The 24354-nt window shown below is 69.6% G+C and carries 21 protein-coding genes; 18 read left to right on the top strand and 3 right to left on the bottom strand.

Translation table 11 applies throughout. The features are described 5' to 3' along the window. Window positions 1-105 precede the first annotated feature (105 nt). From ACFW16_RS15105 to ACFW16_RS15055, 11 genes are all read left to right on the top strand, one after another. Window positions 106-1056: an ArsR/SmtB family transcription factor gene (locus tag ACFW16_RS15105; protein WP_380306296.1), complete on the top strand. Its 951-nt coding sequence runs from the start codon at window positions 106-108 to the stop codon at window positions 1054-1056. Then, window positions 1053-1985, top strand: a complete 933-nt coding sequence (gene metF / locus ACFW16_RS15100) for a methylenetetrahydrofolate reductase [NAD(P)H] (RefSeq protein WP_380306294.1) — start codon at window positions 1053-1055, stop codon at window positions 1983-1985. Before ACFW16_RS15105 ends, metF begins: the two co-directional genes overlap by 4 nt. Before the next feature lie 10 nt (window positions 1986-1995). Next, window positions 1996-2721 carry a class I SAM-dependent methyltransferase gene (locus ACFW16_RS15095; RefSeq protein WP_380306292.1) on the top strand — a complete coding sequence of 242 codons (726 nt, stop codon included), beginning with the start codon at window positions 1996-1998 and terminating at the stop codon, window positions 2719-2721. Window positions 2722-2842: 121 nt separating this feature from the next. Continuing rightward, the gene (locus tag ACFW16_RS15090) at window positions 2843-3235 is read left to right on the top strand and encodes a GFA family protein (RefSeq protein ID WP_380306290.1); all 393 of its coding nucleotides are present in this window, start codon (window positions 2843-2845) and stop codon (window positions 3233-3235) included. Between the two features lie 203 nt (window positions 3236-3438). Continuing rightward, complete coding sequence (locus ACFW16_RS15085) at window positions 3439-4698, top strand: ROK family protein (RefSeq protein ID WP_380306288.1); 1260 nt, start codon at window positions 3439-3441, stop codon at window positions 4696-4698. After that, a complete protein-coding gene (locus ACFW16_RS15080) occupies window positions 4679-6226 on the top strand; it encodes a sugar ABC transporter ATP-binding protein (protein WP_380306286.1) in 1548 nt (515 codons plus the stop codon). The genes ACFW16_RS15085 and ACFW16_RS15080 overlap by 20 nt, the downstream gene beginning before the upstream one ends. 13 nt (window positions 6227-6239) lie before the next feature. After that, complete coding sequence (locus tag ACFW16_RS15075) at window positions 6240-7283, top strand: ribose ABC transporter permease (RefSeq protein WP_380306284.1); 1044 nt, start codon at window positions 6240-6242, stop codon at window positions 7281-7283. A 69-nt stretch (window positions 7284-7352) separates the two neighbouring features. Continuing rightward, window positions 7353-8279, top strand: a complete 927-nt coding sequence (locus ACFW16_RS15070; protein WP_380306282.1) for an ABC transporter substrate-binding protein — start codon at window positions 7353-7355, stop codon at window positions 8277-8279. 157 nt (window positions 8280-8436) lie between these two features. After that, on the top strand, window positions 8437-9369 hold the full coding sequence (locus tag ACFW16_RS15065) for a DMT family transporter (protein WP_380306280.1): 933 nt from the start codon (window positions 8437-8439) through the stop codon (window positions 9367-9369). A 47-nt stretch (window positions 9370-9416) separates the two neighbouring features. Next, a complete protein-coding gene (locus tag ACFW16_RS15060) occupies window positions 9417-9938 on the top strand; it encodes a pentapeptide repeat-containing protein (protein WP_380306278.1) in 522 nt (173 codons plus the stop codon). Window positions 9939-9969: 31 nt separating this feature from the next. Then, on the top strand, window positions 9970-10488 hold the full coding sequence (locus tag ACFW16_RS15055) for a hypothetical protein (RefSeq protein WP_380306276.1): 519 nt from the start codon (window positions 9970-9972) through the stop codon (window positions 10486-10488). A 4-nt stretch (window positions 10489-10492) separates the two neighbouring features. Here the strand turns inward: ACFW16_RS15055 and ACFW16_RS15050 are convergent, their stop codons facing one another. Then, on the bottom strand, window positions 10493-10975 hold the full coding sequence (locus ACFW16_RS15050; protein WP_380306274.1) for a GNAT family N-acetyltransferase: 483 nt from the start codon (window positions 10973-10975) through the stop codon (window positions 10493-10495). A gap of 104 nt (window positions 10976-11079) precedes the next feature. Between ACFW16_RS15050 and ACFW16_RS15045 the strand changes: the two genes are divergently transcribed. The 3 genes from ACFW16_RS15045 to ACFW16_RS15035 are packed head-to-tail and all read left to right on the top strand — an operon-like array spanning window position 11080 to window position 17457. After that, window positions 11080-13335, top strand: coding sequence for an ATP-dependent helicase (locus tag ACFW16_RS15045; protein ID WP_380306272.1), 2256 nt, complete (start codon window positions 11080-11082; stop codon window positions 13333-13335). Window positions 13336-13358: 23 nt separating this feature from the next. Then, window positions 13359-14015, top strand: coding sequence for a hypothetical protein (locus tag ACFW16_RS15040; protein WP_380306270.1), 657 nt, complete (start codon window positions 13359-13361; stop codon window positions 14013-14015). A gap of 52 nt (window positions 14016-14067) precedes the next feature. Next, window positions 14068-17457, top strand: coding sequence for a DEAD/DEAH box helicase (locus ACFW16_RS15035; protein ID WP_380306268.1), 3390 nt, complete (start codon window positions 14068-14070; stop codon window positions 17455-17457). Here the strand turns inward: ACFW16_RS15035 and ACFW16_RS15030 are convergent. Then, window positions 17454-17909: a hypothetical protein gene (locus ACFW16_RS15030; RefSeq protein WP_380306266.1), complete on the bottom strand. Its 456-nt coding sequence runs from the start codon at window positions 17907-17909 to the stop codon at window positions 17454-17456. The two genes, ACFW16_RS15035 and ACFW16_RS15030, sit on opposite strands and share 4 nt — an antisense overlap. 236 nt (window positions 17910-18145) lie before the next feature. On the opposite strand from ACFW16_RS15030, the gene ACFW16_RS15025 reads away from it, so the two are divergent. Genes ACFW16_RS15025 through ACFW16_RS15010 form a run of 4 tightly spaced genes read left to right on the top strand, consistent with a single transcriptional unit; the run spans window position 18146 to window position 23230 of the window. Continuing rightward, the gene (locus tag ACFW16_RS15025) at window positions 18146-19735 is read left to right on the top strand and encodes an ABC transporter substrate-binding protein (protein WP_380306264.1); all 1590 of its coding nucleotides are present in this window, start codon (window positions 18146-18148) and stop codon (window positions 19733-19735) included. Between the two features lie 12 nt (window positions 19736-19747). Further along, a complete protein-coding gene (locus tag ACFW16_RS15020) occupies window positions 19748-20689 on the top strand; it encodes an ABC transporter permease (protein ID WP_380306262.1) in 942 nt (313 codons plus the stop codon). Beyond that, on the top strand, window positions 20689-21564 hold the full coding sequence (locus tag ACFW16_RS15015) for an ABC transporter permease (protein ID WP_380306260.1): 876 nt from the start codon (window positions 20689-20691) through the stop codon (window positions 21562-21564). Before ACFW16_RS15020 ends, ACFW16_RS15015 begins: the two co-directional genes overlap by 1 nt. A gap of 1 nt (window position 21565) precedes the next feature. Beyond that, a complete protein-coding gene (locus tag ACFW16_RS15010; RefSeq protein ID WP_380306258.1) occupies window positions 21566-23230 on the top strand; it encodes a dipeptide ABC transporter ATP-binding protein in 1665 nt (554 codons plus the stop codon). 116 nt (window positions 23231-23346) lie between these two features. On the opposite strand, the gene ACFW16_RS15005 is transcribed toward ACFW16_RS15010, so the two are convergent. Next, window positions 23347-24354: a peptidoglycan-binding protein gene (locus tag ACFW16_RS15005; RefSeq protein WP_380306256.1), complete on the bottom strand. Its 1008-nt coding sequence runs from the start codon at window positions 24352-24354 to the stop codon at window positions 23347-23349.

The following is a 24354-nucleotide window of genomic DNA, read 5'->3' as shown; positions in this document are numbered from 1 at the left end:
GCAGAGCCAGCCTCCTCGCACAAACACATAAAGACATGTTTATGTCTTGCTGAGAGTTTGGTATCGTGCCTCTCGGTGTGGTGCTGAGCGGGAGGCCGGAAGGTCGTGGAGCGTCTGCTGCAGGGGCTGAGGGCGGCGGCCGAGCCGACACGGCTTCGGATCCTGATGCTGTGCGCCCATGGCGATCTGTCGGTCACCGACCTGACGCAGATCCTGGGCCAGAGCCAGCCGCGCGTGTCGCGCCACCTCAAGCTCTTGGCCGAGGCCGGCCTCCTCGACCGGTTCCGCGAGGGCACCTTCGCCTTCTTCCGCCTGGCCGAGACCGGCGCGGTGGCCGAGCTGGCGCGCAGCCTGGTCGACCTGATCCCCGACGCCGACGCCACGGTCGGGCTGGACCTGGAGCGGCTGGAGGCGGTGAAGCGCCAGCGCGCCGAGATGGCCGCCGGCTACTTCCGCGACAACGCCTCGCATTGGGACGAGATCCGCACCCTGCACATCGCCGACAGCGCGGTCGAGCAGGCGATCGTCGACCTGCTGCCGCCCGGCGAGATCGGCGACCTGCTGGACCTCGGCACCGGCAGCGGCCGGATGCTGATCCTGCTCGGCGACCGGGTGCGGCGCGCCGTCGGCATCGACCTGTCGCGCGAGATGCTGTCGGTGGCCCGCGCCAATATCGAGCGCGCCGGGCTGCAGCGGCATTGCCAGGTGCGGCAGGGCGACCTGTACCAGCTGCCGCTGCCCGGCGAATCCTTCGACGTCGCGCTGGTGCACCACGTGCTGCACCATCTCGAAGACCCCGCTGCGGCGATCGCCGAAGCGGCGCGGGTGCTGCGCCCCGGCGGCCGGCTGCTCGTCGCCGATTTCGCGCCGCACGATGTCGAGAACCTGCGCAGCGAGCACGCCCATCGCTGGCTAGGCTTTCCCGACGACATCTTCGCCCGCTGGCTGGAGCGGGCCGGCTTCGAGTCCGAACCGCCGGTGCATCTGCCCGGTGCCCCCCTCACCGTCACCATCTGGCCCGCCCGGCGGGCGGCGCAACGGAGAGCCGCGGCATGACCACCCCCGCCAACACGGTGTCCGAAGCCGGCCGCCGCGATCCGGCCGCGGCCGAGATCGGCCGCCGTGATCCGATCGTCAGCTTCGAGTTCTTCCCGCCGAAGAGCGAAGCGGCGGAGGCGACGCTGATGGAAACGGTGACGCGGCTGGCGCCGCTGGCGCCGGATTTCGTCTCGGTCACCTACGGCGCCGGCGGGTCGACCCGCGACCGCACCTTCGGCATCGTCACCAGGATCCAGGACGGCAGCGGCCTGCCCACCGCCTCGCACCTGACCTGCGTCGGCGCCTCGCGCGAGGAGATCGACGGCGTCGCCCGCGCCCTGTGGGCCGCCGGCATCCGCCGCATCGTGGCGCTGCGCGGCGACCCGCCCGGCGGCGCGCCCTACGAGGTGCGGCCGGACGGCTACGCCTATGCCGCCGACCTGGTGGCGGGGCTGCGCCGCATCGCCCCCTTCGACATCTCGGTCGCGGCCTATCCGGAGACGCATCCGGCGGCGCCCTCGGCCGAATTCGATCTCGACAACCTGAAGCGCAAGGCCGATGCCGGCGCCGACCGGGCCCTGACCCAGTTCTTCTTCGACACCGAGGCGTTCCTGCGCTTCCGCGACCGCGCCGCCGCGGCCGGCATCGGCCTGCCGATCGTGCCCGGCATCCTGCCGATCACCAACTTCGCCCGGACCAGGGAGTTCGCGGGCGCCTGCGGCGCCGCCGTCCCGGACTGGCTGGAGATGCTGTTCGAAGGGCTGGACGAGACGCCGGACACGCGCCAGCTGGTCGCCGCCTCGGTCGCGGTCGAACAGTGCCGGCTGCTGCAGACCCACGGGGTGGAGGAGTTCCACTTCTACACCCTGAACCGGGCCGAGCTGACTCTGGCGATCTGCCGCTTCCTCGGCATCCGCCCGCGCCGCGCCGAGGCCTGCGCCGCCTGAAAGGCCCGCGATGACGGATGAGACCAAGCCGCTCGCGGACGCCGACCGGCCGGAGGCCCTGGCCCAGCGCGTCTACCGCCGGCACACCGGGGCGCTGGCCGGGCTGGGCCTGGCCGACACCTTCGACTACATCTGGCGCAACAATGTCTGGGGCGCCGAGGAGTCGCGATCGGGCCTCGGCTCCGGCCTGGACGGCACCGCCTCACTGCGCGCCGCGATCCCGGCCCTGCTGCGCGAGCTCGGCGCCGCCTCGCTGCTCGACCTGCCCTGCGGCGATTTCGGCTGGATGAGCAGGACCGATCTCGAAGGCATCGCCTATACCGGCGGCGACATCGTCGCCGACCTGGTCGCCAAGAACATCATGCGGTACGGCGAGACCGGCCGGCGCCGCTTCCTGCGCCTCGACCTGACGCGCGGCCTGCTGCCGAAGGCCGACGTCGTGCTGTGCCGCGACTGCCTGGTGCATCTCTCGGCCGAGAGCATCGCCGCCGCCTTCGCCAATCTCCGCCGCTCCGGCTCGACCTGGCTCTTGACCACCACCTTCCTGGAGCTGCAGGGCAACCGCGCCATCGCCGACGGCGACTGGCGGCCGCTGAACCTCAAGCGCCCGCCCTTCGGCCTGCCGGCGCCGCACCGCGTCATCGTCGAGGGCTGCACCGAGGAGGGCGGCGCCTATCGCGACAAGGCGCTGGGCCTGTGGCGGATCGCCGAGCTGCCAGTGCCCGGCCCCGCATAGGCCGGGTTCGCATCCGCGAACCGCGACATTCGTGCCGCTGCGCCGCCCGCAGCGGGCCATTGCAATGACAGTGCCGTTCGTTGCAACCATTCCGCCCGCTTGATTTCAGAGGAGGTGCAGCATGGACCGCTTCACTGGCGGCTGCTTGTGCGGCAACGTCCGGATTGTGGCGTCGGGCCGCCCATACCGGGTCGGCCTTTGTCACTGTCTCGACTGCCGCAAGCATCACGGTGCCCTGTTCAGCGCTTCCGCGGTGTTCCCTCAGGATGCGGTGACGATCGATGGCGAGACACGCGATTATGCCGGGCGGTTTTTCTGCCCCCGCTGCGGTTCCTCCGTTTTCGCTCGCAGCGCAGACGAGATCGAAGTCAACCTGGGGTCCCTGGATGCCCCCGACCAGCGGATGCCGACCTACGAAAGCTGGATCGTCCGTCGGGAGTCCTGGTTGCCGCCGTTTCCGCTCACGAGACGGTACGACCGCGATCGTGACGCCACGGGCCGCTTCGAGGAGTAGGCTGCACGAGCGGCCCGAAGGTGTCGTGACAAGGTGACCGAGAGGTATGCCTTGATCGACAATGGAGCTCGCCGTCTCGGCAACCTCCTGTCGCAGCCCGACGCAGGAACGAGAGAAACCGTCCCTTGACGAGGACAGCGCATCGGGATTAATTCCATCGCGTTCAATTAATATCAACCGATGCCCAGGAGGAAGGTCAGGAAGTGCGACGGTCGTCCGCCATCCGCCGCGGCACGAATTCGGTGCAGCTCCGCCGCTACAACGAGCGGCTGGTGCTGCAGACCCTGCGCCGCGCCGGCGAGGCGTCGAAGGCCGAGCTGGCCCGGCTGGCCGACCTGACCAACACTGCGATCGGCGGCATCATCGCGCAACTCGAAAGAGATGGGCTGATCGTCTCGCTCGGCAAGCGCCACGACGGCGGCCGCGGCCAGCCCGCCACCCTGTACCGGCTCGCCCCCAAAGGCGCCTACGGCATCGGCGTACGTCTGGACCGGCGCAGCATGGAGGCGGTGCTGATCGATTTCGGCGGCGCCGTGATCGCCCGCCGCAGCCATGACGGCCTCCTGCCCGCCCCCGCCGAGACGCTGCGCATCGCCCGCCGGGACGTGGAGGAGCTGCTGGCTGTCCTGTCCCCGACCGACCGGCCGAAGCTGGCCGGCATCGGCCTGGCCCAGCCCTACAATCTCGGCGCCTGGCTGCACCAGCTGGACCTGCCGCCGGCCGATTTCGCAGCCTGGGACACGGTCGATTTCGCGGCGATGCTGGAGACGGCGACCGGCCTGCCCGTCTTCGGCGAGAACGACGGCACCGCCGCCGCCGTGGCGGAGCTGTTCTACGGCATCGGCCGCAGCATCGACGATTTCCTGTACCTGTTCATCGGCCCCGCCATCGGCGGCGGCGTGGTGCTGGGCGGCGACTGCCTGCGCGGCCCGACCGGCAATGCCGGCGACGTGGCGCTGCTGCCGGTCGGGCCGGGGCGCCTCGCCTCCGCCCCCTCCCCCGCCGACGGCCGCGACATTCTGCTGACCCGCGCCTCGCTGAACGCGCTGTCGCGCCACCTCGCCTTCCACGGCCTGCCCGGCGATGGCCGCGCCGACCTCAAGGCCGCGATCGCCGCCGGCCGGCCGGCGGTGGCGGAATGGGTCGGGGACTGCGTCGACGCCCTGACCGACGCGATCTGGTCCGCCACCGCCCTCCTGGAGGTGCGCAGCGTGATCATCGACGCCGACATCGACGACGGGCTGATCGACGCCCTGATCGGCCGGCTGCAGGCGCGGCTGGCCGCCACCGTGCCGGAGGCCGGCCAGCCGCCGCGCCTGCTGCACGGCTCCTTCGGCTGCGACGCCGGCGCCATCGGCGCCGCCAGCCTGCCGATGTTCTTCAGCTTCTCGCCGCGGGCCTCGATCCTGACCCGCAGCGCCGACGAGAGAGGATGGCGCGACCATGCTGCAGCCGCAGACTAGCCCCGCTCCGATCCTGGAGATGCACGGCATCTCCAAGACCTTCCCGGGGGTGAAGGCGCTGACCCGGGTCGACCTGACCGTCTACCCCGGCGAGATCCACGCCCTGATGGGCGAGAACGGCGCCGGCAAGTCGACCCTGATGAAGGTCCTGTCCGGCGCCTACCAGGCCGATGCCGGCGGCACCATCCGGCTCGATGGCCGCGAGGTGACGATCGACGGGCCGCTCGCCGCCAAGCAGCTCGGCATCGCCGTGATCTACCAGGAGCTCAGCCTGTCGCCGAACCTGAGCGTGGCGGAGAACATCTATCTCGGCCGCGAGCCGAAATCCGGCCCCTTCGTCGACCGCAAGGCGATGCTGGCCGGCTGCGAGGACGTGCTGAAGCGGCTGGGCGCCGGCTTCCGCCCGACCACCCTGGTCGGCACTCTGTCGATCGCCGAGCGCCAACTGGTCGAGATCGCCCGCGCCATCCACGCCCAGGCCCGCATCCTGGTGATGGACGAGCCGACCACGGCGCTGTCGGCGCGCGAGACCGACCGGCTGTTCGAGCTGATCCGCCGGCTCAAAGCCGAGGGGCTGGCGATCATCTACATCAGCCACCGGATGTCGGAGATCTACGAGCTGTCCGACCGCGTCTCGGTGCTGCGCGACGGCAGCTATGTCGGCACGCTGGACCGCGACGGCCTGTCGGCCGAGGCGCTGGTCAGGATGATGGTCGGGCGCGACATCTCCGGCTTCTACAAGAAGGAGCACGACGCGCATCAGAGCCGCGGCCGGGTGGTGTTCTCGGTCCGCGACATCGGCGACGGGCACCGGGTGCGCGGCTGCAGCTTCGAGCTGCACGAGGGCGAGGTGCTGGGCATTGCCGGCCTGGTCGGCTCCGGCCGCACCGAGCTGGCACGGCTGATCTTCGGCGCCGAGCCGAAGACCACCGGCGAGGTCAGCCTCGACGGCCAGCCGCTGCAGACCCACGGGCCGGGCGACGCCATCGCCGCCGGCATCGCCTACCTGACCGAGGACCGCAAGGGCCAGGGCCTGTTCCTCGACATGTCGGTGCAGGACAACATCAACCTCGTGGTCTGCGGCACCGATGCCGGCGTCGGCGGCATCCTTGATCGCGCCCGCGCCAAGGTCCGGGCGAAAGACGCCATCGCCGCCCTCAAGATCCGGGTGGCCAACCCGGAGGTCACGGTCGGCGCGCTGTCCGGCGGCAACCAGCAGAAGGTGCTGCTGTCGCGCCTCCTGGAGACCAAGCCGCGCATCCTGATCCTCGACGAGCCGACGCGCGGCGTCGACATCGGCGCCAAGTCGGAGATCTACCGCATCATCGACGGGCTGGCGAAGGCCGGGATCGGCGTCATCGTCATCTCCTCGGAGCTGCCGGAGGTGATCGGCATCGCCGACCGCGCCTTGGTGATGCGCGAAGGCCGGATCGAGGGCGAGGTCGGCGGCGCCTCCGGCCGCCCCCTGACCCAGGAGGCGATCATGGCCCTCGCCACCGGCATCACCGACCCCGTCACCGTCCAGTAAGGGATCGTCATCCATGGCCGACAACGCCGCAACCTCCGCCGTCAACCGCGACGCCGAACGCCGGCTGATGATCCAGGGCCTGATCCGGACCGTCGGCATGCTGCCGGTGCTGATCCTGCTGTGCCTCGCCTTCTACTTCATGAACGGCCGCTTCGCCTCCTGGCAGAACGCCTCGATCGTGATGCAGCAGGCCTCGATCAACACCGTGCTGGCCGCCGGCATGACCTTCGTCATCCTGACCGGCGGCATCGACCTGTCGGTCGGCTCGATCCTGGCCGCCGCCGCCATGGTCGCGGTCATCGGGTCGCTGATCCCCGATCTCACGCTCAGCCTTCCCTTCGGGCTGGGCGAATTCCTGCTCACGGATCTCGGGCTGCTCGGCATCCTGTTCGGGCTGCTCGCCGGCCTGGCCTTCGGCCTGGCGAACGGCGTGCTGATCGCCTTCCTGCGGCTGCCGCCCTTCATCGTCACGCTCGGCTCGCTGACCGCGGTGCGCGGCATCGCCCGGCTGCTGGGCGGCGACACCACCGTCTTCAACCCGTCCCTGTCCTTCGACTTCATCGGCAACGGCACCCTGTTCGGCGTGCCCTGGCTGGTGATCATTGCCTTCCTGGTGATCGTGCTGTCCTGGCTGGTGCTGCGGCGGACGGTGCTGGGTGTGCACATCTACTCGGTCGGCGGCAACCCGGACGCGGCGCGGCTGTCGGGCATCAAGGTCTGGCGGGTGCTGCTGTTCGTCTACGGCGCCTCCGGCCTGCTCGCCGGCCTCGGCGGGGTGATGTCGGCCGCGCGGCTCTACGCCGCCAACGGCACGCAGCTCGGCACCAGCTACGAGCTCGACGCGATCGCCGCGGTGATCCTGGGCGGCACCTCCTTCGTCGGCGGCATCGGCTCGATCTGGGGCACGCTGGTGGGCGCGCTGATCATCGCCGTGCTGTCGAACGGGCTGATCCTGGTCGGGGTGCCCGACGTCTGGCAGTACATCATCAAGGGCCTGATCATCATCGGCGCCGTCGCGCTCGACCGGCTGCGCCTGCAGGGATCGGCCCGCACCTGAGGTTCCCAGCGCCGGCGGGATCTCTGGTCGCCCCGTCGGCTCCATCGCACAGACCAGGGGAGGAACCACGTGCTGAAACACATCCTGCTCGCCGGCGTCGCGCTGGCGCTTTCGGTCGGCGCCGCCGAGGCCAAGGACCTGAAGAAGATCGGCGTTTCGCTCGGCTCGATGGGCAACCCGTTCTTCGTCGCCCTGGCCAAGGGCGCGGAGTTCGAGGCGAAGAAGACCAACCCGGATGTCGAGGTCCAGGCGGTCGGCTATGACTACGACCTGGGCAAGCAGTTCACCCAGATCGACAACTTCATCGCCGCCGGCGTCGACATGATCCTCCTCAACCCCGGCGATCCGAAGGCGATCGGCCCGGCGATCCGGAAGGCCCAGGCGGCCGGCATCACCGTGGTCGCGGTCGACACCGCGGCCGAGGGCGCCGACGCCACGGTGACGACCGACAACGTCCAGGCCGGCGAGATCGCCTGCAAGTACATCGCCGACAAGCTCGGCAACAAGGGCAACGTCGTCATCGTCAACGGCCCCCAGGTCTCGGCCGTGACCGACCGGGTCAAGGGCTGCCACAACGTCTGGGACAAGCTGCCGGACCTGAAGATCCTGTCCGGCGACCAGGACGCCAAGGGCTCGCGCGACGGCGGCCTGGCGGTGATGCAGAGCCTGCTGACCCGGTTCGAGAAGATCGACGGCGTCTTCGCCATCAACGACCCGACCGCGATCGGCGCCGACCTGGCGGCCAAGCAGCTCGGCCGCAGCGACATCATCATCACCTCGGTCGACGGCGCGCCGGACATCGTCGCCGCGCTGAAGGGCAACACCCTGGTCCAGGCATCCTCGGCCCAGGACCCGTTCTTCATGGCCCGCAAGGCGGTGCAGGAGGGCGTCGGCCTGCTCAACGGCCAGAAGCCCGCTCAGGACCCGACCCTGATCCCCTCGACCCTCGTCACCCGCGACAACGTCAACGACTACAAGGGCTGGACGGGCGAGTAAAACCGACCGCGTCGGTTGGGTTCGCGGACTGCGAGCCCAACCGACGTCTCCATTCCAACGACATGCATGGCAGACCCGGCGCGATCGGCCATGGCCCTGGCGATTCGTCCCGCGTAAGTCTTGGGGAACGATCGAGCCGCAACGGGCCCCGTTTCCGATGACGATCTCCCAGGCCGAACCGAAAGGGCCCGCCGACGCAGCGGCCCCGGCCTCCATTCTGCCCGCCATCGGCTACAAGCTGGCCTCGGCCGCCCTCTTCACCTGCATGTCGGCGCTGATCAAGCAGCTCGGCGACCAGTACCCGGTCGGGCAGATCGTCTTCGTCCGCAGCTTCTTCGCCATGATCCCGGTGCTGTGGCTGGTGCACCGCCTCGGCGGCTTCCGGGTGCTGAAGACCGAGCGGCTGGGCGGGCATCTGCGCCGCTCCGGCTCCGGCCTCGTCTCGATGTTCTGCGGCTTCACCGCGCTGAGCCTGCTGCCGCTGGCGACCGCGACGGCGCTGGGCTATGCCGCGCCGATGTTCATCACCATCCTGGCCATCCCGCTGCTCGGCGAGACGGTCCGGATCTACCGCTGGAGCGCGGTGGTGATCGGCTTCGTCGGCGTGCTGCTGGTGGTGCATCCGACCCCCGCCACCGGCGTCTCGCTCGGCGCCCTGGTCGCGCTCGCCGGGGCGCTGGCCACCGCCTTCGCCATGGTCTCGATCCGCAAGATGGCGGACACCGAATCGAACGTCACCATCGTCTTCTACTTCACCTTGTCCGGCGCGGTGGTCGGGGCCGCCACCCTGCCCTTCGTCGGCGTCTGGCCGGATCTGATCGACATCCCCATCCTGGTCGCGGTCGGGGTGCTGGGCGGCATCGCCCAGATCCTGATGACCAAGGCCTACCAGCTGGCCCCGGCCTCGGTGATCGCGCCCTTCGACTACGCCTCTCTGGTCTTCGCTCTCGGCCTCGGCTTCCTCGCCTGGGGCGAGTTCCCGACGCCGATCGAGCTGCTCGGCACCGCGGTGATCGTCGGCTCCAGCCTGTTCATCGCCTTCCGCGAGCGGCAGCGCCGGATCGTCCGCCCGGTCGGCAAATCCATGTGACGTCGGCGCGCTTGCGCTGAGTCCCGGGAATCGGTGACTGTCCGGCCATGTCGGTCGCATCCCTCGGTTCCCGAGTCGCCCGGGCCCTCACCCTTTCCGTCGCCCTGCTGCTCGGCCCCGCTGCGACGGCATGGGCCGGCTGCACCGATGCCGCGGCGCCGGGGGTGAACTGGCGGCGCTGCCTGCAGGACGGACGGGTCCTGAGCCGCGTCGACCTGACCGGCGCCCAGCTGCGCGACGTCAGCCTGACCCGGGCGACGATGGACGGGGCGGTCCTGACCGGTGCCGAGGCCTATGGCGCCAAGTTCATCCGCACCATCCTGCAGGGTGCCAAGCTGGATTCCGCGCGCCTGACCAACACCGACTTCACCGACGCCGACCTGACCGGCGCCGACCTGAGCAAGAGCGATCTGCGCAACGCCCGTTTCGTCGGCACCAGGCTGCGCGGCGCCAACCTGACCGGGGCCGAGCTGCGCGGCACCGTGTTCCGCGGCGCCGACCTGTCCGGCGCCACCTGGACCGACGGCGCCAAGATCTGCGCCGAGGGCTCGATCGGGCTGTGCGAATAGCGCGGCCGCCGAAGAGCGAACAGAGCAACCGATGACCAGCACCGACCGCACTCCCCGGGGCTTCGCCCTCCCCCTCGACCGCGTCATCGCGGTGATCCAGATCGTCGGCGGGATCGCCGGCCTGACCGAGATCGGCGAGCGGATCTATCGCGACGGCTCGGCGATCATCGCCGTGACGCAGTGGCTGGTCCTGGCGGCCGCGGCGCTGCTGATGCTGCTCTGCATCGCCGCCGGCGCCCTGCTGTGGAATCGCCGCCGCCTCGGCTATGCCCTGTCGCTGCTGGTCCAGGCCAGCCAGATCCCGATCCTCTACACCGCCGGCGTCGCCTACCATTTCCACATGATCGCGCGGCTGCCGGTGACCCTGGTCGCCGGCGCCTCGGCGATGTCGATCACGCCGTCCTACGGCATCGGCCTGGACCCGTTCCAGGGAGCGCTGTCGCTCGGCCTCTATCTCGGCACCGGCCTGGCCGGGACGATCGTCGCGCTCAACCTGGTGCCGGTGGTCCTCTGCATCATCCTGGAGTTCTTCCGGCAGCGGAACCGGTAGCCCGTCAGCCCTTCTCCGCCAGCGCGGCCAGCGCGTCGCCGCTGAGGCGGTAGCCGGTCCAGTCGGACTTGTGCTCGAAGCCCAGCCGCTCGTAGACGTCCCGCGCCGGGTTCCAGGTCAGCACCGAGAGGTCCAGCCGCTTGCCGCCGCGCTCGACCACCAGCTGCGCGATCCGGGTCACCAGCGCCCGGCCGACGCCGAGGCCGCGGGCGGCGTCGCGGACATAGAGGTCCTCGAGATAGATCCCCTCCCGCCCCTCCCAGGTCGAGTAGCTGGAGAAGAACAGGGCGAAGCCCAGCACCTCGCCACCGCGCTCGGCCATCAGCGCCTCGAATCTGGGGTTCGGGCCCCAGCCGTCGCGCAGCAGGTCGGCCTCGGTCGCCAGCACCGCGTCGGGCTCCTTCTCGAACACCGCCAGCTCGGTGATCATCGCCAGGATCTCCCTGGCGTCGCGGGGCTCGGCGGGGCGGATGACGAGGTCGGTCATGGCAGGCTCTCGGTTCGGGTCGCGGCGATCCTCGACGCGCCTCCAGGCTGCGTCAACCGGACGCCGAAGGTTCCGACGCAGCCCGGTCATGCTATAGGAGACGCATGGTCGAACTTTCCCGGAACATGCCGGCCGGCTTCGAGCCGCCGTATCTGCAGAACCTGAACCCGGCGCAGCGCCAGGCGGTCGAGACGCTGGACGGCCCGGTGCTGGTGCTGGCCGGGGCCGGCACCGGCAAGACCCGGGTGCTGACCACCCGCCTGGCCCATATCCTGTCGACCCGCCGGGCCTGGCCGAGCCAGGTTCTGACCGTCACCTTCACCAACCGCGCCGCCCGCGAGATGCGTGAGCGCGTCTCGCACCTGCTCGGCACCCCGACCGAGGGCTGGTGGATGGGCACCTTCCACGCCCTGGCCGCCCGCATCCTGCGCCGGCATGCCGAGCTGGTGGGGCTGCGCTCGAACTTCTCGATCCTCGACACCGACGACCAGATCCGGCTGATCAAGCAGCTGATCGAGGCCGACAGCATCGATTCGAAGCGCTGGCCGGCCCGGGTGCTGCTGGGCGTGATCGAGCGCTGGAAGGATCGCGGCCTGACCCCCGCCAAGCTGAAACCGGCCGATGCCGGCGAGGTGGCTCAGGGCCGCATGCTGCAGCTGTACACCGCCTATCAGGAGCGGCTGCGGACGCTGAACGCCTGCGATTTCGGCGACCTGCTGCTGCACAACCTGACCATCTTCCAGGAGCATGTGGAGGTGCTGGCCGACTATCAGGACCGGTTCCGCTACATCCTGGTCGACGAGTACCAGGATACCAACGTCTCGCAGTATCTGTGGCTGCGCCTGCTGGCCCAGAAGCACCGCAACCTGTGCTGCGTCGGCGACGACGACCAGTCGATCTATTCCTGGCGCGGCGCCGAGATCGGCAACATCCTGCGCTTCGAGCAGGATTTCCCCGGCGCCGCCGTGATCCGGCTGGAGCAGAACTACCGCTCCACCAGCCACATCCTGGGCGCCGCCGGCGGGCTGATCGCGCACAACCAGGGCCGCCTGGGCAAGACCCTGTTCACCGAGGCGGAGGGCGGCGATAGCGTCGTCGTCCGCAGCGTCTGGGATGGCGAGGAGGAGGCGCGCTGGGTCGGCGACGAGATCGAGCGGCTGCAGCAGCAGAAGGTGCCGCTGAGCGAGGTCGCCGTGCTGGTCCGCGCCGGCTTCCAGATGCGCGAGTTCGAGGAACGGTTCCTGACTCTCGGCCTGCCCTATCGCGTGATCGGCGGCCCGCGCTTCTACGAACGGCAGGAGATCCGCGACGCGATCGCCTATCTGCGCGTGGTGGCGCAGCCGGATGACGACCTGGCCTTCGAGCGCATCGTCAACGTGCCGAAGCGCGGCCTGGGCGACGCCACCGTCCAGCTGCTGCACACGGTCGCCCGCGCCCAGGGCGTGGCGCTGACCGAAGCCACGCTACGGCTGATCGAGACCGACGAGCTGAAGCCGAAGCCGCGCGGCGCGCTGCGCGCCCTGATGGGCGATTTCGAGCGCTGGCGCCGCCTGTCGGAGCAGGCGTCGCAGGTCGAGCTGGCCCAGACCGTGCTGGACGAGAGCGGCTACACCGCCATGTGGCAGGCCGACAAGTCACCCGAGGCCCCGGGCCGGCTGGACAACCTGAAGGAGCTGATCAACGCCCTGGAGGAATTCGAGACCCTCCAGGCGTTCCTCGAGCATGTCAGCCTGGTGATGGAGAACGAGGCCGGCCAGACCGGTGAGCAGGCGACGCTGATGACCCTGCACGCGGCCAAGGGGCTGGAATTCGCCCATGTCTTCCTGCCGGGCTGGGAGGAAGGGGTGTTCCCGAACCAGCGCGCACTGGACGACGGCGGCATCGCCGCCCTGGAGGAGGAGCGGCGCCTGGCCTATGTCGGCCTGACCCGGGCGAAGCGCCGCGCCTATGTCTCGGCCGCCGCCAACCGCCGCATCCACGGCCAGTGGCAGACCGCCCTGCCCTCGCGCTTCGTCGGCGAGCTGCCGGACGCCCATGTCGAGGTCACCTCCGAGACCGGCTTCGGCGACACCGGCTATGGCCGTTTCGCGGAGACGGCGCCGACCCGGCTGTGGACGGCACCGCCGCAGGGCGGCTTCATGCGCCGCGCCCCGACAGTGATCGAGGGCAGCGGCTACGAGGTGCAGTCCCGGCCGCGCCCGGCCCGCGCCTTCGCTATCGGCGACCGGGTGTTCCACCAGAAGTTCGGCTATGGCGAGGTCCGCAGCGTCGACAGCGACAAGCTGACCATCGCCTTCGACCATTCCGGCGAGAAGCGGGTGATGGACAGCTTCGTCGTCCCCGCCGCCGAGGCAGGTTGAGTAGGACAAGCAGGATGAGGATGATGGTTCGAGGCGCGGCGCTGGCGCTGCTCGGCGCGTTGGCGGCGTCCGGCGCGGCCGCGGCGGAGACGGGCAGCACGCTGGTCCTGCCCGGCGGCAACGGCGAGATCCTGGCCCTGGCCCTGCCGACCGGCTGGGCCCGCAGCTTCGCCGGCACCGAGGGCAGCACCACCGTGGTCGAGTGGCGCAAGGATGACCCGGCCGCGGCTGCGGACGGCAGCATCACCGTGACCCGCATCGGCGGGCTGGGCAGCAGCGACCCGGCCGACTTCATCCGCGAGAGCGCGGACGCCCTGAAGCAGGATTGCGACGATGTGGTCCAGGGCCAGGTCCGGACCGGACCGGCCGGGACCGTCCGCACCGCGCTGGGCTGCACCAGGCGCAAGGCCGACGGCCAGGGCGAGATGCAGCTGCTGCACATCGCCGTCGGCCGCGAGGCGATCTATGTCGCGCGCCGGATCTGGCCGCTGGCGGCCTATGACAAGGCCCATCTGCCGCTGTCGTCTTCACAGATCGCCGAAGGCGGGGCCGACATCGACGATCTGCGCCTATGCAGCCTGTCCGGCGTCGGCACCGCCTGCCCGGCCGGGCTGGTCGCGGCGGTGAAGGACCAGATCACCGACCTGTCGCCGCTGGTGCTGAAGAGTGGCGGGCAGTGAGGGAAGTGACGGCACGCTGACCCTCGAGCCCCCTCTCCAGCGGAGACGAGCCATGGCCGAAGCCGAGACCGCAAAGCTTCTCGAGATTCTGGCTTACTGGCACAGGATCGAGTTCTTCATCCCCTTCGACCTCAAGCAAGTCACCGAAGAGAAGAGAAGCGAGTGCATTGCGGTCGCTTCTGCCACGCTGGCCAAGAAGACCGCGTTCGATCTTTGGGATGTCTCCATCGGCGAAGACGAGGAGATCGCCGGGTTCAATCTCTATCTCGGGGTCTTCGCCAAGGCGGAAATCGACCAGCTCGCGAAAGGGCTCCGCAGCAAGGCGGTCGCCGGGAACGGGGAAAACGAAGACGCCGAACGTGCCGACACCGAAGGCGACACCTGCTTCGCCAGGCTGAAGCTGACACCAGGCGGCGTGCCGGATCTCGACTCGATCTCGGTGTCGACGGTGCCATGGGCGATCGGACGCGCCAACCATGAAGACTGGGACGCACTGACGGACCAGAACCGCGCCGATGCCTTCGCTGACCTCGGTGAGCGCCTGCGCGGTGCCGAGACCAAGCGGCTGCTGAAAGCGGGTGACAAGCAGCCAGCAGGACTGAGCGGCTCTGATCTCATCTCCCTCCTCGGGCTGCTCCAGGATTGGGCCGGCTTTTCCCCCAAGCACTCGGACGCCGCCGTGCTGCAGGTCGTAACAAAGAAGAAGAGAATTTCGGAGAGATCAGAGCCGGCTCACCGAGCGGCGGATCAGACCGGCCCGGAGCACGCCGAAGCCGGTGAGAAGCCGACCGATGGCGACGATGACGAGATCGTCGCCACGGATGCCGGGATCGACATCCTGAACAGCTTCTACATCCGGGATCTGGATCGGGCGATGGCCGCGCTGCGCCGGGGCGAGGTCCCGGCTGCCCTGGCCGCCTATCTCGATCCGCCGACGTCAGAGAGGATCGACCTTTACTCCGGGGCGGGACGTCGGGCGATCTTCGATATGCTGCATCCGGGCCATCAGCCTTCAGGGCGCTGGTTGCGAACGCCGGAACAGGCCATGAGCTTGATGCAGCAATTCGCGATCAACGCCGCCTTCGAACGCCTCGGCTCCGACGGCGTGTTCTCGGTCAACGGCCCGCCGGGCACCGGGAAGACCACTCTGCTCGGCGACATCATCGCAGAGATCATCGTCCGTCGGGCGCGCGCTCTGGCCGGCTTCGAGACGGTTGCCGACACCCTCATCAACGCCTCGATCCGTGCGGCCTTCGCGCGGTCGGATGATCCGGCCTGGATCCGTCAGCTTTCTCCCGAGCTCGTCGGCCATGAGATGGTTGTCGGCTCCTCCAACAACACGGCGGTCGAGAACATCTCGAAGGATCTGCCGAAACGCGGGGCGCTCGGTGAGGGCTGGAGGAACACCAGCTATCTGCGGCCGGTCGCTCACAAGGTCGTGGTCCAGCAAGGAAACGGGAGGCTCAAGGAACCCGCCGAGCCCGATGATGCGCCCTGGGGTTTGATTTCCTGCGCGCTGGGCAAGTTCGCGAACCGCCGGGATTTTGCGGATCGGGTATTCTTCAGGGTGGAGCAGCGGGGCCGCAAGCCCGCCCTGCGAGACCCGGTAGCGACCATTCGCGAATGGATCGACGCTTACGACGGCCCGTCCTTCGCCGCTGCTGCCCGGTCGTTCCGCGAGGCGGATCAAACCGTGTCGACGCAGATCGCGGTGTTGACGGAGCAAGCCGACATCGCGACCGAGATGCTGTCGTCGGATGCGACGGACATCCTGAGCACCGCGGCGACGAAGGCAGAAGCGGCCGAGGCGGCGCAGCAAGCCGCCATGGCGAGGCTCGCCACGATCGAGTCCGAACTCGCGCAGTGCCAGAGGAAGCTGGCCGATCTCGCCGAGGAGGAACGGCTGATCGATCGCCAGGCGCCTGGTCGCCTGGCCTGGCTGTTCCGGCCGTCCAAGCATCGGGCCTTCAAGGAGAGCCGCCGGGCCAATGCCGAAGAGCAGCTATCCCGCCGCAGGCGCCTGCGGGTGCTGGAAGCGCAAGCAGCCTCCGCCTCAGCCACGCTCACCACAGCCACGGCGGCACTCGAAACGGCCCGATCGGCGCGCGATGCGGCGACAGTGGAGTGGTCGCGCAAGCAGGATCGTTGGAAGGATCTGCAAGACCGCTTGGGGCTTTCGGAACTGACGGATCTGGAAAGGGAGACCGTCCAGGAGAGAGGACTCTGGCATGACGATCGCCTCGCCGAGCTGCGTTCGAGTTTGTTCAAAGCCGCGCTGGCCCTGCATGAGGCGTGGCTGGCGGAGGCCGGCAGACACAAGGACAAGGGCGGGCATGGCTTCGGCGGCAATCTGACCGCCATCAGCCGGATGCTGAAGGGCGGGCGCCCGATCGACGCCGACCACGCCAGGCTGATCTGGCAGAGCCTGTTCATGGTCGTTCCGGTCGTGTCCTCGACCTTCGCGTCCTTCGGCCGCCAGTTCCAGGATCTGGGGCCGGGTGACATCGGCTGGCTGTTCATCGACGAGGCCGGCCAAGCCCCGCCTCAGGCTGCAGTCGGTGCGTTGTGGCGAGCCAAGCGCGCGGTGGTCGTGGGCGATCCGCTGCAGATCGAGCCCGTGTACACGGTTCCGGCCCGGCTGATCGAGGCCTTGTCGGATGGTGTCGCGGCGGTCCAGGAGGGGCGTTACGCGCCCAACCGCATCTCGGTGCAGCAACTCGCCGATCGGGCCAATCCCTATGGGGCGATGGTTCCCGCCAACGACCAGGACGGGAGCATCTGGATCGGCAGCCCCTTGCGTGTCCATCGGCGCTGCGCCAGGACCATGTTCGATATCGCGAACGCCATCGCCTATGACGGCAAGATGATCTTCGCCACCCGTCCGGATGAGGACGGATATGCAGGCTGGGTCGACGTCGCGGGCTTGGTCCGAGAGGGCAGGCAGGTCGTTCCCGAGCAGATCGAGATCGCCGTCCAAGCCGTGCTGGATCTCTATCGCCTCGGTCGAGGCGTGCTGCCGCCCCTTTATCTCATCTCACCGTTCCGCAGCGTCAAGCAGGCCCTGACGAGGCGGCTCAGCGATATCGAGTGCTGGAAAGAGCGGCTCGCTCCGCTCGGCTCGGCCGTCCCCAAAAGGACGGATCTCGCCAACTGGTGCAAGGAACGCATCGGCACGGTCCATACCTTCCAGGGCAAGGAGGAGTTCCTGGTGCTGATGGTGCTCGGTGCAGACCATGCCCATGCGAACAGCGCCGACTGGGCATCGTCGAAACCCAATCTGCTGAATGTCGCCGCGACCCGGGCCAAGCGTGGCTTCTACATCATCGGCGATCGGAGCCTCTGGGGCGGCAAGCCGTATTTCCGGACGGCACGGGACAAGCTCCACCGCATGTCGCCACAGGAATTCCTCGACGTCCTGGGAAACCTGACCGGCGCGCCCTAGCCAGGCCGCCAGCGCAGGACCGACAGCGTGACCAGACACAGGGCAACGAACGTCAGTATCGCGCTGGCGGCGTGGGAGTATTCCCATTGCCGCCGCAGCGCCGCCCAGTCGTTCGGCACGGCGGTCCAGTTCGCCGTGGCCTGGTTGGCAGGGTAGGTCCACAGGAAGAAGACCGCGAGGGTGGCGGCGAGGCACAGGGCACCGGCCAGGGCCAGCCGGAACGGTGCCGGCTGCCGCCGCACTCCGATCGCCAGGGCGATATCGGCCGCGATCGCCGCGATCGGCACGATGCCGAGCAGCGCCCAGCCGCGATAGATCCCCTGGACCGAGAAATAGGCGGCCCCGTCCAGGCCCAGCTTGTTCGGCATGGCCAGCAGGTGCGCGCCGCCCGGAACCAGCGCCAGGGCGGTCAGCACCACGGCCAGGAACTGCAGCGCCTTCATCGCGAGCATTCCGTCGTTTGCCATGAATCTAGGTGGGACCACGCCTGCGGGAACCGGTGCCTTTCGCATATGCCGGATGGTGCCGCGCGCATCGGGCGGCGACGCCGAAAGCTGTTGACTCGATCCGGACTCCCTTCCCATCATTCGTTCACCAACAGTGATCCTCCCCCATCAGAACCAAAGAATTCTGACGGCAGGGAGCGGAAGAAATCCGAAAAAATTAAAATAAATCTGGAGGCTTCGGCATGACGTTCTCCCTCGCAGGCCTGTTCAAGCTGGCCCGCGTCGCGATGCTTTCGCTTGTGGCGACTGCCGCGTGCCTGTCGCCGGCCGCGGCCGAAGGCAAGACGATCACGGCGGTGATGCATTCGGCGCTGCGGGTGCTGGACCCGATCATCACCACCGCCTACATCACCCGCGATCACGGCTACATGATCTACGACACCCTCGTCGCCATGGACGAGCATTTCGAGGTCAAGCCGCAGATGGCGGACTGGACGGTCTCCGACGACCGCCTGACCTACAGCTTCACCCTGCGCGACGGCCTCAAATGGCATGACGGCCAGCCGGTGACGGCGGCGGATTGCGTCGCCTCGCTGCGCCGCTGGGGCCAGCGCGACACGCTGGGCCAGCTGTTGCTGGAGAAGACTGCGTCGCTGGAGGCGAAGGACGACCGCACCATCGTCCTGACCCTGAAGGAGCCCTACGGCCTGGTGCTGCAGGCCCTGGGCAAGCCCAGCTCGATCGTTCCCTTCATGATGCCGAAGCGGGTCGCCGAGACGCCGGCCGACCAGCCGATCACCGACTATACCGGCTCCGGCCCCTTCCGCTTCGTCACCGAGGAGTTCCAGCCCGGGGTCAAGGCGGTCTACGCCAAATTCGCCGACTACGTGCCGCGGACCGAGCCGGCGAGCTGGGCGGCCGGCGGCAAGGCCGTGAAGGTCGACCGGGTCGAATGGGTGGCGATGAGCGACCAGCAGACCGCGGCCAACGCCCTCCTGACCGGCGAGATCGACTTCTACGAGCAGGTGCCGATCGATCTGCTGCCGCTGTTCGATGGCAATGACGAGATCACCGTCCACATCGCCAACACGCTCGGCTTCCAGAACATCGGGCGGATGAACTTCCTGTACCCGCCCTTCGACAACAAGAAGATCCGCCAGGCGGCGCTCTACGCGCTGACCCCCAAGGACTTCATGGACGCGATGACCGGCAACCCGGACTATTACCAGCTCTGCGGCTCGATCTATGGCTGCGGCACGGTGCTGGCGAGCGAAGCCGGGGCAGTGCAGCCGGACATCGCCAAGGCCAAGCAGCTGCTGCAGGAGGCCGGCTATGACGGCACGCCGGTGGTGCTGATGGCGCCGACCGACGTCCCGACCGTCAGCATCCAGCCCAATGTCGCGGCCCAGTCGCTGCGCCAGGCCGGCTTCACGGTCGACATGCAGGCGATGGACTGGCAGACGCTGGTGACCCGCCGCGCCAGCCAGGCGCCGCCGAAGGACGGCGGCTGGAACCTGTTCTTCACCAATTTCGTCACCTCCGACATGGCCGACCCGCTGTCCAGCTTCCCCTTGAACGGCAAGGGGCCGAAGGGCGGCTGGTTCGGCTGGCCGACCGACCCGGTGGCCGAGACCCTGCGCGCCCGCTTCGCCCGCAGCCAAGACCCGGCCGAGCAGAAGGCGATCGCCGAAGAACTGCAGAAGCATGTCTATGACGAGGTGATGTACCTGCCGCTCGGCCAGTACAGCGTCCCCACCGCCTGGCGGAACGTCCTGACCGGAGTGCTGAACGGCCCCGCCCCCTATTTCTGGAACATCGATAAAGCCGAATAGCGGACGGGCGCCGTGCTGACCTATCTCGCCCGCCGCATCCTCGCCACCCTGCCCGTGATCCTGGTGGTGGCGCTGGTGGTGTTCCTGCTGCTGCGGCTGACGCCCGGTGACCCGGCGGCGATCATCGCCGGCGACCAGGCGTCGCCGGAGCAACTGGCCGCCATCCGCGCGGCGCTCGGCCTCCACCAGCCGCTCCATGTCCAGTTCCTGGGCTGGATCGGCCGGCTGCTGCACGGCGATTTCGGCGTGTCGCTGATCTCCAAGGTTCCGGTGGTGCAGATGGTCGGCCAGCGGCTGGAGCCGAGCCTGAGCCTGGCCGTGCTGACCATCGTCGTCGCCGTCGCGGTGGCGGTGCCGCTCGGCACCCTCGCCGCCTGGCGCCAGGGCGGCTGGGTCGACCGCATCACCATGTCGGTCTCGGTGCTGGGCTTCTCGGTGCCGGTCTTCGTCGTCGGCTATCTCTGGATCCTGCTGTTCGCGATCGAATGGAAGCTCCTGCCCGTGCAGGGCTTCAAGAGCCTGGCCGACGGCCTCTGGCCGTTCCTGCAGCGCATGATCCTGCCGGTGGCGACGCTCAGCCTCGTCTACATCGCGCTGATCGCCCGCATCACCCGGACCAGCGTGATCGAGGTGATGGGCGAGGACTATGTCCGCACCGCGCGGGCCAAGGGCATCAGCGAGCGCGCCGTGCTGTTCCGTCACGCCCTGCGCAACGCGGCGGTGCCGATCGTCACTGTGATCGGCATCGGCATAGCCCTCCTGATCAGCGGCGTGGTGGTGACCGAGAGCGTGTTCAACCTGCCCGGCATCGGCCGGCTGACGGTGGAGGCGGTGCTGGCGCGCGACTATCCGGTGATCCAGGCGGTGATCCTGCTGACCTCCTTCGTCTATGTCGCGGTCAATCTGGCCATAGACCTGATGTACACCGCGCTCGACCCGAGGATCCGCTACTGATGGCCGCCGACGCCCCTCTGGACCTGCCGCAGCGCGGCCCGCTCCAGGCCGCGGCCACGGCGTTGACCGCCAACCTGCCGACGCTGATCGCAGCGCTGGTCCTGGTGCTGATCATCCTCGGCGCCCTGTTCGCGCCGCTGCTGTTCACCCAGGATCCGGCGGCGATGGCCCCGGCGCTGCGGCTGAAGCCCAGCACCTGGGAACATTGGCTGGGCACCGACGCCTATGGCCGTGACGTCTATTCCCGCATCGTCTACGGCGCCCGGGTGTCGCTGGTGGTCGGCATCGGCGCCGCCGCGGTCAGCGTCGCCATCGGCCTCGCCGTCGGCCTCGTTTCCGGCTTCTTCCGCGCCGTCGACGCCGTGGTGATGCGGGTTATGGACGGGCTGATGGCGATCCCGAACATCCTGCTCGCCATCGCCGTGGTCGCGCTGTCCGGCGCCACGCTCTGGACCGTGCTGGTCGCCATCACCATCCCGGAGGTCCCGCGCGTGGTCCGCCTGGTGCGGTCGGTGGTGCTGTCGGCGCGGGAGGAGCCCTATGTCGAGGCCGCGATCGCCGCCGGCACCTCGCTGCCCCGGATCCTGTGGCGGCACCTGATGCCGAACACCCTGCCGGCGCTGATCGTCCAGGGCACCTATGTCTGCGCCTCGGCGATCCTGACGGAATCGATCCTCTCCTTCCTCGGTGCGGGCTTGAGCCCGGAGATCCCGACCTGGGGCAACATCATCGCCGAGGGCCGCAACTACTTCCTGGTCAAGCCGACGCTGATCCTGTGGCCCGGCCTGCTGGTGTCGCTGACGGTGCTGTCGGTCAACCTGGTCGGCGATGCGCTGCGCGACGCGCTGGACCCGCGCATGGCGAAGAGGGGCTGAGATGCCGGACACCACCGCCCCTGACTCACCCGTCCTGGAGATCCGCAACCTCGCCGTCCGCATCTCCGGCCCGGCCGGCCTGCCGCGGGTGGTCGAAGACGTCTCGCTCGAGGTCCGGGCCGGCGAGACCGTCTGCGTCGTCGGCGAGAGCGGCTCCGGCAAGTCGGTCACCGCGCTGGCCACCATGGGGCTGCTGCCGCGCCGGGCGCTGGAGCCGGCGGCGGGGTCGATCCGGCTGGAGGGCGAGGAGCTGCTGAGCGCCTCGCCCACGCGGCTGCGCGCCCTGCGCGCCACCCGCATGGCCATGGTGTTCCAGGAGCCTATGACGGCGCTGAACCCGGTCGCCACCGTCGGCCGGCAGATCGAGGAGGTGCTGCGCACCCACACCGGCCTCGGCGCCGCCGAAAGGCGCGCCAGCATCCTGGAGATCCTGCAGCAGGTGCACCTGCCCGAGGTCGACCGCCTCTTCGCCTCCTACCCGCATCAGCTGTCGGGCGGGCAGCGCCAGCGCATCGTCATCGCCATGGCGCTGGTGCTGCGGCCGCGCCTTCTGATCTGCGACGAGCCGACCACGGCGCTGGACGTCACCACCCAGCGCCAGATCCTGAGCCTGATCCGCGAGCTGCAGGAGCAGCAGGGCACGGCCGTGCTGTTCATCACCCACGACATGGGCGTGGTCGCCGAGATCGCCGACCGCGTCGTGGTGATGCGGCGCGGCCGGCTGGTCGAGACCGGCGGCACGCAGGACATCCTGCGGCGGCCGGCCCAGGTCTATACCCGCGAGCTGATCGCGGCGGTGCCGAGCCTGGTGCCGCGGGCGCCGCGCGCGCCGGTCGCCGCCCCGCCGGTCCTGGAGACGGTCGGCCTGGGCAAGACCTATCGCAGCCGGTCCGGCCTCGCCCGGACGCGCGAGGTCGCCGCCGCCGAGGGCGTGACCCTGCGTCTGGCGCCGGGCCGCACCCTCGGCATCGTCGGCGAGTCCGGCTCGGGCAAGTCGACCGTGGCGCGCTGCGTCATGCGCCTGATCGAACCCTCCGCCGGCGAGATCCGGATCGGCGGCACCGATGTGGCCGGGCTGTCGCGCCGGCGGCTGCGGCCGCATCGCCGCCGGGCGCAGATCGTGTTCCAGGACCCCTACCGGTCGCTCAATCCGCGGCTGAGGATCGCCGACACCCTGATCGAGGGGCCGATGAATTTCGGCCTGCCGCGCACCGAGGCGCTGGAGCGGGCGCGGCGGCTGATGCCGCTGGTCGGGCTCGACGCCACGGCGCTGGAGCGCTTCCCGCACCAGTTCTCCGGTGGCCAGCGCCAGCGCATCGCCATCGCCCGGGCCCTGGCGATGGAGCCGGACCTGCTGGTCGCCGACGAGGCGGTCTCGGCGCTCGACGTCTCGGTTCAGGCCCAGGTGCTGGCGCTGCTGGACGAGATCCAGGCCCGGCTCGGCATCGCCATCCTGTTCATCACCCACGACCTGCGCGTCGCGGCGCAGATCTGCGACGAGGTCGCGGTGATGCGCCAGGGCCGGGTGGTGGAGATCGGGCCGGCGGCCGAGGTGCTGCGCCGCCCGCGCGACGCCTACACCCGCCAGCTGTTCGAGGCGGCGCCGGGCCGGCACTGGGACTTCGCCAATTTCCGCCCGGTGGCGCTGGCGGCCGCCGAGGCCTGAGCTCAATCGTAGGTTGGGTTCGCGGCAAGCGAACCCAACATCCGGCCGCAACGGCCAACGCCATGTTGGGTTCGCCGCGGCGAACCCAACCTACGCGGCTGACCCGGGGTTGCGGTTCAGCCGAGCGTGAAGCCCAGCGCCGCCGCCTCCTCCGGCCGCAGCACGCCGTCCGCGGCCCGGCCGGAGGAGAGCTGCCAGTCGTAGACCGCCTTGGCGGTGAAGCCGTTGAACACGCCGGCGGTGAAGCCCCAGTCCGGGATTCGGCCAAGGGCGATGAAGGCGTCCTGCAGCAGCCGGACCTCGGGACCGCTCGACCCCGGCATCAGCCGCGCCAGGCCGGACGCGGCCCCCCGCTCCGCCACCAAGCGCAGGTGCCGGCCCGTGATCAGCAGGTCGTCGAAGGCCAGGCCGATCTCGGTCGGGTCCGGGCTGGCGGCGAGGCCGGCCGCCACGCGGAACGCGGCGTAGTTGCCGGTCGGGTCGGCCGGCGGCAGATGCCGGCCCGGCAGGGTCTGGCAGCCGGCGGAGGAAAATTCTATGCCGTCGCCCGGCCAGCCGGCGGCGTGGATGTTGTCCTCCGGCACGCAGATGTCGAAACGGCCGGACAGGTCGTAGCCGGCGGCGTCGGGCGAGCGCCAGACCGGCACCTCGACGGTGCGGTCGAGCTGGAACGCCCCTTCCTCCGCCGGGCGGCCGGCCGGCACATGCGGACCGACCACATAGGGATGCAGCCCGGGCGCCAGCATGTTGGCGATCCGCCGGTCCGGCGCCTCGGCCTGGAGGCGCATGTAGTGCGCGTTCGGGACCGTCGAGCCGGGCCAGGCGATCAGCCGGCCCGCCGGCCGGTCCCAGACCCCGAGGACGCAGCGCGGAGCACGATGGTCCGGCCGCGCCTCGCGCAGCCGCAGCGCCTCGGACCACAAGCCGGCGGAGTCCGGCTCGGACAAGGCACAGCCGCGCAGCCCGAACAGGATCGTCGTCCCTCGTGGCCGGAAGCGGGACAGCCGGCACAGGGTCTCGAAGGCCCCGGTATCCGCCGTGAAGACGGTGTCGGCGAAGGGCGCCGCCAGATGGGCGTAGTTCGGCGAACGGTCGTCATCGTGCCAGACAGGCGGCATGGACAT

This window comes from Inquilinus sp. NPDC058860 (assembly GCF_042743185.1).
Lineage (GTDB): Bacteria > Pseudomonadota > Alphaproteobacteria > DSM-16000 > Inquilinaceae > Inquilinus.
The sequence above is the reverse complement of the archived record's forward strand: the minus strand, read 5'-3'. Positions and strand labels throughout refer to the sequence as shown.

Excerpts from the sequence above, each read along its gene's own strand:
- metF (WP_380306294.1), top strand. The coding sequence starts at position 1,053 with ATGACCACCCCCGCCAACACGGTGTCCGAAGCCGGCCGCCGCGATCCG.
- ACFW16_RS15095 (WP_380306292.1), top strand. The coding sequence starts at position 1,996 with ATGACGGATGAGACCAAGCCGCTCGCGGACGCCGACCGGCCGGAGGCC.
- ACFW16_RS15090 (WP_380306290.1), top strand. The coding sequence starts at position 2,843 with ATGGACCGCTTCACTGGCGGCTGCTTGTGCGGCAACGTCCGGATTGTG.
- ACFW16_RS15080 (WP_380306286.1), top strand. The coding sequence starts at position 4,679 with ATGCTGCAGCCGCAGACTAGCCCCGCTCCGATCCTGGAGATGCACGGC.
- ACFW16_RS15075 (WP_380306284.1), top strand. The coding sequence starts at position 6,240 with ATGGCCGACAACGCCGCAACCTCCGCCGTCAACCGCGACGCCGAACGC.
- ACFW16_RS15065 (WP_380306280.1), top strand. The coding sequence starts at position 8,437 with ATGACGATCTCCCAGGCCGAACCGAAAGGGCCCGCCGACGCAGCGGCC.
- ACFW16_RS15060 (WP_380306278.1), top strand. The coding sequence starts at position 9,417 with ATGTCGGTCGCATCCCTCGGTTCCCGAGTCGCCCGGGCCCTCACCCTT.
- ACFW16_RS15055 (WP_380306276.1), top strand. The coding sequence starts at position 9,970 with ATGACCAGCACCGACCGCACTCCCCGGGGCTTCGCCCTCCCCCTCGAC.
- ACFW16_RS15050 (WP_380306274.1), bottom strand. The coding sequence starts at position 10,975 with ATGACCGACCTCGTCATCCGCCCCGCCGAGCCCCGCGACGCCAGGGAG.
- ACFW16_RS15045 (WP_380306272.1), top strand. The coding sequence starts at position 11,080 with ATGGTCGAACTTTCCCGGAACATGCCGGCCGGCTTCGAGCCGCCGTAT.
- ACFW16_RS15040 (WP_380306270.1), top strand. The coding sequence starts at position 13,359 with ATGGTTCGAGGCGCGGCGCTGGCGCTGCTCGGCGCGTTGGCGGCGTCC.
- ACFW16_RS15035 (WP_380306268.1), top strand. The coding sequence starts at position 14,068 with ATGGCCGAAGCCGAGACCGCAAAGCTTCTCGAGATTCTGGCTTACTGG.
- ACFW16_RS15030 (WP_380306266.1), bottom strand. The coding sequence starts at position 17,909 with ATGCTCGCGATGAAGGCGCTGCAGTTCCTGGCCGTGGTGCTGACCGCC.
- ACFW16_RS15025 (WP_380306264.1), top strand. The coding sequence starts at position 18,146 with ATGACGTTCTCCCTCGCAGGCCTGTTCAAGCTGGCCCGCGTCGCGATG.
- ACFW16_RS15015 (WP_380306260.1), top strand. The coding sequence starts at position 20,689 with ATGGCCGCCGACGCCCCTCTGGACCTGCCGCAGCGCGGCCCGCTCCAG.
- ACFW16_RS15010 (WP_380306258.1), top strand. The coding sequence starts at position 21,566 with ATGCCGGACACCACCGCCCCTGACTCACCCGTCCTGGAGATCCGCAAC.
- ACFW16_RS15005 (WP_380306256.1), bottom strand. The coding sequence starts at position 24,354 with ATGTCCATGCCGCCTGTCTGGCACGATGACGACCGTTCGCCGAACTAC.